At 27.6% G+C, this 13830-nt stretch carries 14 protein-coding genes; 1 reads left to right on the top strand and 13 read right to left on the bottom strand.

Annotated elements, in window-relative coordinates; translation table 11 throughout:
* Nucleotides 1-278: 278 nt before the first annotated feature.
* The 8 genes from ACMHJW_RS12000 to ACMHJW_RS12035 form a co-directional block, all read right to left on the bottom strand.
* Nucleotides 279-617: a cysteine-rich CWC family protein gene (locus ACMHJW_RS12000; protein WP_413533657.1), complete on the bottom strand. Its 339-nt coding sequence runs from the start codon at nt 615-617 to the stop codon at nt 279-281.
* A 262-nt stretch (nt 618-879) separates the two neighbouring features.
* Nucleotides 880-2169: a branched-chain amino acid transport system II carrier protein gene (gene brnQ, locus ACMHJW_RS12005; RefSeq protein ID WP_413533658.1), complete on the bottom strand. Its 1290-nt coding sequence runs from the start codon at nt 2167-2169 to the stop codon at nt 880-882.
* A gap of 185 nt (nt 2170-2354) precedes the next feature.
* Nucleotides 2355-2876, bottom strand: coding sequence for a hypothetical protein (locus ACMHJW_RS12010; protein ID WP_413533659.1), 522 nt, complete (start codon nt 2874-2876; stop codon nt 2355-2357).
* Between the two features lie 37 nt (nt 2877-2913).
* Nucleotides 2914-3534, bottom strand: coding sequence for a hypothetical protein (locus ACMHJW_RS12015; RefSeq protein ID WP_413533660.1), 621 nt, complete (start codon nt 3532-3534; stop codon nt 2914-2916).
* Complete coding sequence (gene creD, locus ACMHJW_RS12020; RefSeq protein ID WP_413533661.1) at nt 3516-4910, bottom strand: cell envelope integrity protein CreD; 1395 nt, start codon at nt 4908-4910, stop codon at nt 3516-3518. The genes ACMHJW_RS12015 and creD overlap by 19 nt, the downstream gene beginning before the upstream one ends.
* 65 nt (nt 4911-4975) lie before the next feature.
* The gene (locus ACMHJW_RS12025; protein WP_413533662.1) at nt 4976-5275 is read right to left on the bottom strand and encodes a winged helix-turn-helix domain-containing protein; all 300 of its coding nucleotides are present in this window, start codon (nt 5273-5275) and stop codon (nt 4976-4978) included.
* Between the two features lie 9 nt (nt 5276-5284).
* Nucleotides 5285-5917, bottom strand: a complete 633-nt coding sequence (locus ACMHJW_RS12030; RefSeq protein ID WP_413533663.1) for a hypothetical protein — start codon at nt 5915-5917, stop codon at nt 5285-5287.
* Nucleotides 5918-6036: 119 nt separating this feature from the next.
* Nucleotides 6037-6756, bottom strand: coding sequence for a 3-ketoacyl-ACP reductase (locus ACMHJW_RS12035; RefSeq protein WP_413533664.1), 720 nt, complete (start codon nt 6754-6756; stop codon nt 6037-6039).
* A gap of 150 nt (nt 6757-6906) precedes the next feature.
* Here ACMHJW_RS12035 and ACMHJW_RS12040 point away from each other — a divergent pair, with 150 nt between their 5' ends.
* Nucleotides 6907-7176 carry a DUF1294 domain-containing protein gene (locus ACMHJW_RS12040; RefSeq protein WP_413533665.1) on the top strand — a complete coding sequence of 90 codons (270 nt, stop codon included), beginning with the start codon at nt 6907-6909 and terminating at the stop codon, nt 7174-7176.
* A gap of 5 nt (nt 7177-7181) precedes the next feature.
* On the opposite strand, the gene arfB is transcribed toward ACMHJW_RS12040, so the two are convergent.
* From arfB to ACMHJW_RS12065, 5 genes are all read right to left on the bottom strand, one after another.
* Nucleotides 7182-7574, bottom strand: coding sequence for an alternative ribosome rescue aminoacyl-tRNA hydrolase ArfB (arfB, locus tag ACMHJW_RS12045; protein ID WP_413533666.1), 393 nt, complete (start codon nt 7572-7574; stop codon nt 7182-7184).
* Nucleotides 7574-8755: an MFS transporter gene (locus tag ACMHJW_RS12050; protein WP_413533667.1), complete on the bottom strand. Its 1182-nt coding sequence runs from the start codon at nt 8753-8755 to the stop codon at nt 7574-7576. The genes arfB and ACMHJW_RS12050 overlap by 1 nt, the downstream gene beginning before the upstream one ends.
* A gap of 1 nt (nt 8756) precedes the next feature.
* Entirely contained in the window at nt 8757-9710 is a 954-nt protein-coding gene (locus ACMHJW_RS12055; protein WP_413533668.1) for an aldo/keto reductase, read from the bottom strand.
* Between the two features lie 263 nt (nt 9711-9973).
* Complete coding sequence (locus tag ACMHJW_RS12060; RefSeq protein WP_413533669.1) at nt 9974-13006, bottom strand: histidine kinase; 3033 nt, start codon at nt 13004-13006, stop codon at nt 9974-9976.
* On the bottom strand, nt 12993-13787 hold the full coding sequence (locus ACMHJW_RS12065) for a LytR/AlgR family response regulator transcription factor (protein WP_413533670.1): 795 nt from the start codon (nt 13785-13787) through the stop codon (nt 12993-12995). Before ACMHJW_RS12065 ends, ACMHJW_RS12060 begins: the two co-directional genes overlap by 14 nt.
* Between the last annotated feature and the right edge of the window lie 43 nt (nt 13788-13830).

The following is a 13830-nucleotide window of genomic DNA, read 5'->3' on the forward strand; positions in this document are numbered from 1 at the left end:
ACATATTATATTGATTTATTGCGAAATCCATATTAATAGTGAGATTTAATGTTTTCTTAACGTTTATATAAAATTAATCTATTTTAAAATTAAAAAATAAATGCAAATTTCTTTAGGAAATTGCAAAAAAGGCTTACCTTTGCACTATAAATAATTTATTCATAGTTGTTAAGGAGAATGTAGATTGATTTTTTGAAGAAGAATATCCTTAATAAAATAGAGTTTTTTTTATAGTATTTTTAGGTTGGTTAGTGGTTCAATGAAAATTGAGCCATTTTTTATTTCTTATAACCATAAGCACAATGTCTACATCCATTTTGGCAGCATTTTCCTTTCTGATAATGAAAAAATTCTGTAAAAACCCAATATCCATTCTCTATATAATAATGAATATGAGGAATAAATTCTGAAGGCGTTGTAGGCTGTGGATATTCATGATCTAATTCTACGTAGTAGTTTAGCTTTTCTAAACAAGAATTACACAAACATTTGTAATGTGTTTTCTTCAAAAATTCTTGTATTTCATCTTTCACAATAATAGTAGAACAAGCACAATTTTCTATATCGTTTACTTTACATTCTATTGTTTCGTTACAACGCGAACAACTTTCCATCATTTTATCTGATTATTTTTTTGAATTTTTAAAATACAAAAAACCTTAAAATTTATTAAATCTATCAACTATTTTCTTACAATTTTCATAAATAAATTAATTTTATTGAGACATAAAATAAATCATTTAAAAATAATGGATTTATTTTCAAAACATTAAGAAATTTGTACAAGAATAAAGGATAGACATAAATTATTCTTATTTAGTGTTTTTATAGTAGTTTTGATTGGTTAAAATCCTCGGAAATATTTCCAAGGATTTTTTTTTATTTTCTTAATCTATCGATTAATAAACCAATTACAAATCCTATTATTGATGGAGCAATCCAACCTAAATCATATTCAAAAAATGGAATCTTATTTAAATTTTTCATTGTTGAATCCTCTAATTCTATTAATAATTTTAATAAACCTAAAATTGCAATAATTGTAGAAGCTATCAATGCAAAAATGTAAGGAGTTTTACTCTTAACAAATTTTCCAAATACAACAATATAAATAACTAATGTAATTGTAATTGGATAAACAAAAGCTAAAGGCGGATATGCAAAATTTATGATTTCGTCTACTCCTTTTACAGATAATCCAAATGAAATAAGTGTACATAAAATAACTAATATTGTGTAGCTCAATTTTCCGTTTGTTAACTTACAAAAGAATGTTCCTACTGCAGAAGTTAATGCAATTGCTGTTGTTAAGCAGGCAAAAGCCATGCATAAAGCGATTGCTATTAAGCCATAATCTCCTAATGTATTTCTTGAAATTTCAATCAATAATTCGGCACGAGAAATAGATGAATCTGTAACTCCGGAAGTTGCACCTAAATAAATTAATCCTCCGTAAACGAATAACAAGCAAGTTGTAGATAAAATTCCTGATAAAATGACAATTTGTGATTTACTTTTTGAATCCTTGTAACCTTTACTTTGTGCAGCTGATATTATAATTCCTGCAAAAATAACAGAAGCTAAAACATCTAATGTCTGGTAACCTTCTACAAAACCTTTCGAAAAAGATTCAATTATTGTCAATTTCGAAGGAATAAAATCTGCAGTCGGATTTATTATTCCTACAGCAATCAATATCGTTAATAAAATTAATAAAACCGGCGTAAGATAATTCCCAATAACATCTACTACTTTTGAAGGTCGAATTGCTAAAATAAGTGTTACAGAAAAGAACAATAAAGAACCCCACAAAGGATTCATTTCAGGAAAAAATGGTTTTATACCAACTTCAAAAGTTGTTGCAGCAGTTCTTGGAATTGCGATTAAAGGCCCAATACAAATCATAATAATTGTTCCTAAAATTGCTGCTAAGTTTTTATTGACACGATTTCCTAAATCGTTGAAACTATCTCCAGAAAATACAACAGACAAAATTCCAGTAAATGGTAATAAAATTCCAGTCAAACCAAATGCTAACATTGCTATAAAATAATTAGAGCCAACTTCTACACCAATTAATGGAGGTAAAAGAAGATTTCCTGCTCCAAAAAACATCGCAAATAATGCGAATCCAAGTGTTAATATACTGGTTAACTTTTTAATATTCATCTACTTACTAATTACTTATTGTTTAAAAAAATGGTTTGCAAATTACTATAAATGCACTTTGAAGCCTTAAACTTAGTAGATTTATTCGATAAATACATCTCAGTTTTGCAAATTCGACAGTTTTGGATAATTATTTTTATATTTATTAAGATTTAAACTTCATATATTATGAATACTTTAATTATCTATATCGTCAAAACGTAATTGGTTCGATTTTTTATCAATTGAAATAAAACGATTGGTTGGTGAATAACCTTCTCCATTCGGTTGATAATATTCTCGCTTGTAAGAATACTGATCTTCATAATTCCAAACAATTTTTTCCCTTTATAACGATCTGGGTAAATTCTTTTTGTCGTTGAATAGTTAGAATAAGTAATAAAATTTGACGAAGTTTTTATCTCTTGAATTAATCTATTTTTATCTTGATTTGAGATTTCTAAAGTAAATGTGTGATAATAATCGCCAATTCCCCAATAAGACACATTTTTTGTCAACCTAAAATCATCATTTAGTTTAAAATCTAAATCTTCTACCAATTCGACTGCATCATTTTTAGAGAATAATTCATCTGAAAAAACTTCGGACAAAATATATGCAAGTAAAATTATTGAATAAATTACAGCAAAACATCTAGCATATTTTTGTTGAGAATATTCTTTTATCAATCTATAAATTACAAAACCAATTAATACAGGAGCTGACATCAATAGTATAATGATTACCAAATAAATATTATAAAAATTAATCCCATGTTGTATATTTTAATTTACCAGATAGAACATTGATTAAAATCAAATTGAAAAACGAAAAACTAATTGCTGTAAAAGGAAAATTATTTTTTATTAATTGGAATAATATAATTCCAAATACAATAAAAAGTGTAACAATTATAATTGTCCAGACAAAATCCAAGAAACAAAAATTTGATTTTAAGTAAACAATTGGTGCTGAAAAATCAATTTGAAAACATAGAATAGTAACAATTATATTGACAAAGAAATATCCAATAAATACAATTACATTTACGAATTCTAAAAACTCAAACTTTCTATAATCAGTCATTAAATAGTAATCTAAGTTAATCGTAACAAGCATTATACTCCAAAACAAATTTGTAGATCCAAATAATTGTTCTGTATTTTTTAATCCTGGTTTTCTGAATATATCATCGAAATTATTAATTTTCAATAAAGTGAAAACTCCAAACAAAATAACTGAGATAGAAATTAAATAAAGACTCACCGAAAAGACGAGTTTAACATTATCACCAATTAACTCAGAAAAGGAAATTGTCATCAGTGCAATACCGATGACAAAAATTCCTAAAAATAAGTGAGCAAATGTTATTTTATTTTGTTCCATTCGATGTTTTTAGAATAGTACATTAAGATTGCAACAATCATAAATAAACCTATACTTCCTGCTAATAAAGCATGTTCTTTGAGTTGTAAAATACTGTAAATAAACGCATATAAGAAAATTAACATTAACGTAATTTTGAATGTCAATCCAAATGATTTTAAGAAAGAATAAACGAAGAAACTAATTAATAATATGGTTGCGCCGGATGAAATAAAGTAAGCGAAATCAAATCCTAAATATTCTGATAGTGATAACAATAATACAAAGTTCACACAAATTGCAAACCCAACCAAAGCATATTGTACTAAATGAATGTTGAAATTATTTCGACTTTCAATAAAGAAAAATGCCACAAATGTTAATCCTATAAACAAAATCGCATATTTTGTAGAACGATACGTTTTGTCATAATGATCATTCATTTGGAGGAAGTTAACACCAAAACTATAATCAGAGAAATTAGAAGAATCTTTCCAAATCTGTCCTTGTAGCGGATTCTGTTGATATATAGACCATTTTACATTTGTTTTACCATTCTTTGTTTCTGGATCAGAATTAGGTAAAAAATTACCATCATATTTCAAATCTTTCCAATCCGTTGTCAAATTAACTTTTGTATTAATTGCTGATGGAATAATATTCAACATTTGTGAACCTTTCATCACCAAATTAATCGAAACTTGATTAAAATCAAATGTTAAAGGATCTATTTTCTGAGCCATCATTTGTACAGGAATTACTTTTTTGCTTTTTTCTGGCTCAGAATATTCATTGTTTTCTGCACCAACTTCTGACTGAATTTCTATTGGTGAAGTTGTATTATCCATCGTTAATGGATAATTCTTCCCATTAGACTGTACAACGACTTTGTTTTCATATCCTTTAGGATCAGAAATTCCGAAGATAATCCTAGTAGAAAGTATATTGTCTATTCCTATTTCGGCAAACATATCTGTATAATTCATAAATTTTGAATTGATATTTAGCTTAGAATTATAAACAACTGCTTCATAAATACTACGACTTTTTAGCTGTGTATCAATCGTTCCATTAATATTCAATTCATTTGCAGAAATATATTTTTTCATTTGCTGTTCTGTAACTTTCCCTTCTCCATTATTTACTTTTTCTACATAAGTAACCTCGATAAATGGTCCGTAAATAGTTTGTTTTCCACTCCATTTATCCGAAATCTCCTTAATTACTTTCTCTTTGTTTCCTTGTCGTTCCTCGATTAAGTTTAGAATAAAAGGAATCGGAATTAAAAGTCCTAAGACTAAAAGACAAACCATAAGACCTTTTACCATCGTTCTGTTTTGTAAATAAAATGATTGATTTTCAGTTTGATAATCATTTTCTAAATCATTGTTTTCCATAAGTTTGATTTTTATTAATTTATTTTAAAAGTACTTTGTATTTCAAAGTTTAAAAACAAAAAAAATTATTTTATATTTTTTATTAATTTTTCTAAATAGTTCAAATGCTCTTGAAATGCTTGTTTTCCGAGAGCTGTTATAGCATAAGTTGTGTTCGTCTTACGACCAATAAATCCTTTATGCACAGTTATATAATCGTTTTCTTCTAAGTTTTTTAGATGTGAAGCCAAATTACCATCAGTTAAATCTAAAAAGTCTTTCAAATCTTTAAAAGAAATCTCTTCATTCATCACCAAAGCACTCATAATTCCAACACGAATACGATTATCAAAAACTTTGTTTAATTTATTAAGATTAAAATCCATGTTGCAAATTTAAGCTTTGTAATCATATTTACGTACCATCCAAATCCCAAAAATAAAATGTAAAAGTCCGAATCCTACAAACCAAAACAATAAACCATTGAAAATAAAATAGAAAGCTAATAATCCTAATACTATTTCACAAATTGCTAAATATTTTATCTCTGCAATTGTATCGCGTTCCACTGTGTATAGAGCCAAACCGTAAAACATAAGAGTTGCTGGAGCTACATAAGCAAAACTAAAATTATTGATGAATATTAAACTCAATAAGCCTCCGATGATTAGAACAAAGAAAAATTTAGATAAAATTCTTTTCGTAAGTGGATTGATAAATTTAAAGCCATCTTTTGCTGATTTTTTATTAATAAAAAAGAAACCTCCAATACAAGCTGTAATCAAAGTTAAAATTCCTAAAATGAACAATTTTATTTCTAAATCCTTCATCAAAATAGGCATCGATGTTTCGTTATACTCTACTTGTAGTGCATTTTTCGAAATCAAAACATAGGCAATAGAAGCAGAAATCATTCCCACTACTCCAACCCAAGCTCCGCTCCATCCACTAATACTCGTGAATTTTGATGTACGTTGCATCATTGTTTTGATTTCGTTTAAACTTTCTATAGGATTATTTTCGTTCATATTAAAAGTACTTTGAAATACAAAGTTAGTGTAAAAAATGATTCCGCAAAATATTTTTCAAAAAAAAATCCAATTCCGTAAGAAATTGGATTTTAAAATATAATGAATAAAATTTATTCTTAAGGATTTGTAGACCATAAAGATGCTGATGCTAACATCGCGCGTTTGTCTAATTTTAATAGGTCAACAACTAGCTGAGCAAAATCTTCTGGTTGAAGCACTTTTTCTGGATTTCCGTCTGTAATTTTCAAAACATCTTTCGACATTTCTGATGCAATTGTACTTGGTGTTAAGGTTGTTACTCGAATGTTTTTCTTTCTCAATTCAAACATCAACGATTCTGATAAACCAATTAATCCCGCTTTTGATGCTGAATATGCAGAAGTAACTGCATTTCCTTTTAATCCCGCAGTAGAAGAAACATTGATGATATCACCGCTTCCTAACTCTATCATTGAAGGAATAACAGCTCTAGAAACATAATATGGTCCAAATAAGTTAGTACGCACAATATCTTCCCAATCGTTTTCTGGCATTTCTAAAAAACCTCCGAAAGCTGCAATACCCGCATTATTAATTAAAATATCAAATGCTCCGAAACTTTCAATTAATCGTTCTAATTGCATTTTTACTTCAACTTTTTCGGCAACATTAAAAATAGAATACTCCGCTTTTACTCCAAAGCTTTTTATCTCCTCTACTGTTTCTTCTAATGCTTTTTTATTTCGTCCTGTAATAGCAACATTTACACCTTCATTTGCTAAAGCTAAAGCTGTAGCTTTCCCTAAACCTCTACTTCCTCCTGTTATTAAAGCATTTTTCCCTTTTAAATCTTGCATAATTATTTTATAATTAGAGTTTTACAATTTATTTTTTAATATATTTCCTTATTATTTTCTACAAAGATAATCAACATAGATTTGTCGTTGAAAATATTTTTTATCTACCTATTTATGAGTATTTTTACACTTTAATACACACTATATAGAATGATTACATCTTTATTTTTTACTCTACTATTTATCAATTTCCTTTCATTTTTTCTGTTTAAAATAGATAAACGGAATTCTATTCTAAAAAAAAGACGTATCTCTGAATTTACACTTTGTTTTGTAACGCTTATTGGTGGAACTGTTGGCTCTCTTATGTCGATGCAAATTTACAGACACAAAACAAAAAAGACATCTTTTATTCTAAAAATACTTTTCATCGTAGCATTACAATGTTGTACTCTATTTATTTTGGCTGATAAGATTTAATAAATTTAAAGTCTAAACCTACGATTGTCTTTTTTCTCAGCTTGTTGCTTCTTTTGATTCAATCGCTTTTGTTGTGAAGCTTTCGTAGGTTTTGTTTTTCTCCTAAACTTTGGAATATGCAAAGATTTTTCGACCAATTCTAACATTTTCTTTGTTGCTGATTCTTTATTCTCCAACTGAGAACGAGATTCTTGAGAAGTAATCTGTAAAAAACCTTCAGCATTTATCTTATTTTTTAGTTTTTCGATGATTAATGCTTTTTCTTCTTCAGAAAAAAATTGAGATGTTTCAACCTTCCATTTAGCTAAAACCATTGTTTCGACTTTATTTACATTTTGTCCTCCAGCTCCACTACTTCTTGCAGTTTTATAAATTATTTCAGAAGAAAAATTTTTCATTAATTCGCTTTTTTATTAAATAGAATATGAGAAATCAAACAGATTAATGTAAAAAATAACCCAACAGCAACTACTCCATTCCATTGAAATTTGTCCCAAGCATTTGCAGCAATAAATGTTCCTAAAGAACCACCAATAAAATAACTCGTCATATAAACAGTGTTTACTCTATTTCCTGCTTTTGCATCTAATCCAAATATAATTGTTTGATTGGAAACGTGCATTGCTTGCAAACCTAAATCTATTAATATCACGCCAATGATTAATCCCCAATATGTATAACCAAATTCATAGAAAAATCCCCATGAAATGAGCATAATGATGATTGAGTAAAAGATAATTTTAGAAGTTGATAAAACTTTAGAAATCTTTCCGACCATAGCTGCTGCTAATGCTCCTACAGCACCAATTAATCCAAATGCACCAGCTACATCACTTCCGACAAAAAAAGGTGGTTCTTCTAAATGAAAAACCAATGTTGTCCAAAAAGCACTAAATGCTGCAAAACCTACTGCTCCACGAAAAGCTGCTAATCTTAATTGAGGTTGCGTTTTTACTAAACCTACAATTGATTTCATCAAACTACTATAAGTTCCTTTGAAATTTGGTTGTATTTCTGGTAAAAATAGGTAGATAAAAATCCACAACACAAACATTAAAATTGCGCCAATTAAATAAACTTCTCGCCATCCTAAATATTCTCCAACAAAACCACTAAAAACACGAGAAAGTAAAATACCTACAAGCAAACCGCTCATAACCATTCCTACTGATTGTGCTTTATTTTTAGGTTCGGCTAATTCTGAAGCCATTGGGACAAAAACTTGTGGAATAACTGAGGTAAAACCAATTAGAAAACTTAATGGAAAAAGCCAACTTACAGATGGAGCAAAATACATTCCTAAAAGAGCTGCGATAATAAAAACAAAATCAATTAAGATCATTCGTTTTCTCTTCAACAAATCGCCTAAAGGAATAATAAATAGCAATCCAGCTGCATATCCAATTTGAGTTAACATTGCAATGTTAGATACCTTACTTTCAGAAACATTAAAATCTTTTGCAATTAATGATAATAATGGTTGATTATAATAATTATTAGCAACGACCAAACCACTCCCGATAATCATTATCCATAAAATAATCGGAGTTAATTTTGGTTTAACTTGTAAATTTTCCATTCTAATAATCGCTCGCTTCCGTAAGAAGTTTTATATCATCATGAGAAAGCTGAACATTTACTGCTTCTACAAAAGCATCAATATGTTGTTCTTTAGTTGCACTCGCAATAGGAGCTACAATAGTTTTTTGTTCTAATAACCAAGCTAAAGCAACCGCAGAATAAGAAATATTGTGTTGATTAGAAACTGTATTTAAAGCATCAAGAATACGATATCCTCTTTCATTTAAGTATTTTTTTATTCCATCACCACGTAAGCTTTTCTGTAAATCTTCTTCTCCTTTATATTTCCCTGATAGAAAACCACTTGCTAAACTATAATATGGTATTACAGCAAGGTTATATTTCTCAGCAACCGGTTGCAAAAATTCTTCGAAATGTTGACGATCGTATAAATTATATTCGGGTTGCAAGGTTTTATATTGTGGTAAATTATAAAGATTTGATTTCTCCAAAGATTCTATCAATCGCTCAGAAGAAAAATTAGAAGCTCCAATAAAACGAACCTTACCTTCTTTTATTAATTGGTTATAAGCAGATAATGTTTCTTCTACAGGCGTATTAACATCATCATAATGCGTTTGATACAAATCAATATAATCAGTCTGTAAACGAGTAAGAGAATCATCAATTTCTTTTAAGATATGAGCCTTAGTCGTATTCGGCTTATCTTGAACTATATTTCGTCCGCCTACTTTTGTAGCTAAAACTATTTGATCTCTTTTTCCTCGCGATTTTAACCAATTTCCGATAATTTTTTCTGATTCTGTTCCAACATTACCAGGAACCCAATGAGAATAATTATTAGAAGTATCAATGGCATTAAATCCTCTATCTAAAAAAGCATCTAATATTTTAAAAGATTCTTCTTCATTCAATGTCCAACCAAAAACATTTCCTCCGAAAAAAATTGGTTTTATCTGTAAATCTGTATTTCCTAATTGTACACTTTTCATAAGAATCAAAGATAAAAAAAAAGCTACTTTTCAGTAGCTTCTTTCTTGTAAAATTTTTTGACTCACACGTCGAAAAATGTAACTTTTAAGATACTTATAGTGTCTTCATAGGTTTAGAAAACGAAGTATCTAAGTTTAATACTTAGTTTGAAATCGATAAACAAATTTAATCATCACATAACATTTATCATAAAAACACATTCCTAACTTAGTGAACTATCGTTTTAACAAGGTGAAATTTGAATATATTCAAGTAAAATACTTTATTGAATGTTTAAAATCATTTTAACAACTGTTCCATTTTTATGAAAATCAATAAATATATTTTTTTCAGAATTTTGATTCAAAAGATGTAATCTTTCTTCTATAATTTTTAGCGCTTTAGATTCATAGATTTTACTAGTTTTAGTATTCCTATTACTTCCATTTCCATTATCTTCGATAATTAGTTGTAAGTAATTGTTTTCCAAAAGTAGAGTTAGTTTTATTTTTGGTTCTAAATTATTTTTATCAAAAGCATGAACAAATGCGTTTTCAATTATTGGTTGAATTAGCATTGGTGGAATCTTTATTTTATAAATATCCAATTGATCATCTAGTTCAATTTCAAATAAAATTTTGTTTTGCCATCTAAAATTTTCAACTTCTACATACAATTTCAAAAAATCAATTTCATCATTTAAACTAATTTCATCTTTGGTTGACAAGTTTAACATTTGACGAATTAAATGAGAAAATCTTCCAAGAGAATTTAGCGCATTATCAATATCATTATCCAAAATATAAAACTGAATAGAATTGAGAACATTGAAAATAAAATGAGGATTCATTTGCGATTGCAATGCTGTTAACTTAGTTTCCGTCAATTGACGTTCTAATTGTAATCGCTTATTTTCTTGTTGATTAATCTCGTTTAATTGATTTATTTTTAATTGATTAAATTTATTTAAAGTTCTGATTTTATTCGAATTGTACTTGTAAATAATCAACCCACAAACAAAAACTGAAATTAAAATAAAATAAATATTCAAATAAAAAGGTTCGGCTATATCCAAAGATAGAAGATTTACTACCTGTTTTTCGCCATTATTCGTATCGGTTATTTCTAATTGAATTTTATATTTTCCATAACGTAAATTCCCTAAAAAAATGGTTTCTTCAGTAAAATATTCATTCCAATTTTCTTCAGGATTAATCCGATATCTGTATTTATAATTTTCAGGAAAATTTGCATCTACAATAGAAAAGTTTACAACTAAATTATTCTCATCATTCTTTAATTTCAAATCTTTATCAATTAAATCGAACCACGCAAATTTTTCATCGCCAAACGCAGTATCGTTTATTTTAAGATTTGTAATTAAAACTTTTTTTGGATGATTTGGTTGATGCAATAGATTATTCAAATCTAATTTATAATATCCATTTTCAACACCAAGAAAAACAGTTTTTCCATCGAAAGCAGAGGAATGTATATCCTTATTTACAAAACCTTGTCCGTTACTTATTGTATAAATTTTATCATTGTTAAAAACCAATAAATTTCGATTTGTTCCAATAAAAATACTTTCTCCAAAAATATCGATAGAACTTATATTTTCTCCTCCAATATCGCGAATATTGATTATTCTTTTGGTGATTAATTCATCTCCGTTTATCTGTAAAATGTACACTTTTGCAAACTCAGTTGCAACGATTATTTGATTATTTCCTATACATTTTATCATTTTCAACTTCGTTTCCTTGAATTGATTATTCTGCAAATAAGAAATGAATTTTCCGTTCTCATATTTAAACAAACCATCTAAAGAAGAACCGAAAAAAACGGCATTTTTATTCTGCGAAATTGAAACAACATCTTTCGGAACATTTCCTTGTGCAGCAGAAAATGATTTGTATTTTATGTTTTTTAAATCATCAAAAATTAAAATTCCTCCAGAAGGATTTGTTTGAATAAACTGATTATTGAAATAAGTAAATCGGTTTGTTTTATTTGGAAGATAATGCGTGAAATTCCCTTCAAAATCTAATTCAAAAAGCCCTAAATTAGTGGCAATTAAGAAGGATTCGTTGTGAATTATAATTTTATAAAATCGAAGATTTTTAGCTTTTAAATCATAATCTATTTCGGAAAAATCTTTGTTCGATTGATTCAGAAAATTTCTATATTTTTCTTTATTTTGAAGCATATAAGTATAGAAATCATCCTTTTTTGCTATTTTTTTGAATTCATTATTTTCTTTAAGATAAAGTCCTTCTGGCGTTAAAAAATAGGGAACATTTTTTATTTTGAGTATTTCTATAATTCTTTTATTATCAATTGCCGAAAAATCTAAAAAATGATTGAAATGAACTTCAAAAAGTCCTTTATCTAAAGTTCCGACATAAATTAAATCATCTGTTTTGCTGTTAAAAATTCGATAAGGATAATCGGAAGTTATCTTGAATTTTTGCGTTTGATCATTTATTCCGTTAGTTGTAATTTCCGAAACGATTCCATTGCCAGAACCTATATCATTCCCAACTATAAGTAAAGAATTTCTTTTTTTAGAAAAATTATGATTTCGAATAATTGGCAAATCGGAGGTTACATAATTTGATTTTTGGTTAAAGAAATCATTTAATGAAATTTTTTTGAGTCCTTTTGAAGAAGAAAAATATATATTTTTATGATAAACGAAACTATAATTTATTTTATCAAATGGGCTGATTAATTTTAGTTTTGAAGGTGTAACTTCATAAATTCCATGATCAATCGTTGTGACATATATTTTATTTTGATAGTCAAAAAAAGAAACGGCTTCGAAAACAATATTATTATTTTTCTCAAATGAAGGATTATATATTTTGTTTGATTTCGGATCAATAATAGAAACTCCTCCTTGAGTTGCAACATATATTAAATCATTAATATAAAACAAATTACGAACTCTATCCGAAACTAAACCTTTATGTGTATTTATTTGTTCGAAATCTTGACCTGAAAATTTTAAAATTCCTTCGCCATAACTCCCAAACCAAATATTATGCTCTTTATCTTCTATGATTGACCAAATATTATTGTACTGAACTTTCTCAAAACGTTTTAGTATTTTGAAGTTATTCATATCTTTTACAAAAACGCCATAACGAGTTCCTACCCAAACAAAATTTCTTGAATCTTTATAGATGCTCAAAATTTCATTAGCTGGTAAACCGTTTTCGTAAGTGTATTGTTTTGTTAAAACAAATTGTGCGAAAAGTTGATTTGAGTAAAGAATAAAAAGAATGAATAATACCGATTTACGAAACCACATTCGATAGAATTTTATAACCCAATGATGTGACAGGAAGATTTGTTTCTCCTCCTTTTGGCGAACAGTTTAAGATTAATTGATTATTTCGTTTATCAATTTTTTTTGCAAAATTTATATTCACCAAATACGAACGATTTACTCTAAAAAAATTTGTTTGATTGATTAGATTCTCAACTTCTTTCAATGTTTTTGTTATCATAAAAACATCATCTTTGGTATAAATTGTACAATAACAATCATCTGCTTTGCAATAAATGATTTCATCAATTTTTAGAACCAAAACTTCAGTTATTGAAGGAATAAAAATTATTCCGTGTTCATTTTTAAAAATTTCCTTTAAATTTTCAGTCTCTAATTCTTCTTCTGCATCTTCTTTTATCAGTTCAATTTTGTTAGTTTTATTCTGATTATTTTTTCGTAATTCAAAACGATTGATAAGAATTTTAAGATCAGAAATAGAAATTGGTTTCATCAAATATCCCAAACATCCCCATTGGTTAACTGCTTGCAAAATATAATCTGAATGGGCGGTTGTGAAAATCACGTCAAAAGAAATATCTTCAAAGTAATCAAATAATTTGAAACCAAATTCTTCTGGCATTTGAATATCTAAAAAAACAATATCAGGTAGATTTTCCTTTATCTTTTCCACTCCTTCTTTTACAGAACTTGCTGTTTCTATGGAACTAAAAAAATCGGGTATTGCACGTTCTATAATTTTTTTTAATCCTTGTTGAGCATAGTGTTCATCATCAATAATAAGAGCTTTATAATTGTCCATTTTGGCGTATTTACTACAAATATAAAATAAAAAAGGATGCCCT

The sequence above is a fragment of the Empedobacter brevis genome, from assembly GCF_965118635.1.
Lineage (GTDB): Bacteria > Bacteroidota > Bacteroidia > Flavobacteriales > Weeksellaceae > Empedobacter > Empedobacter brevis_A.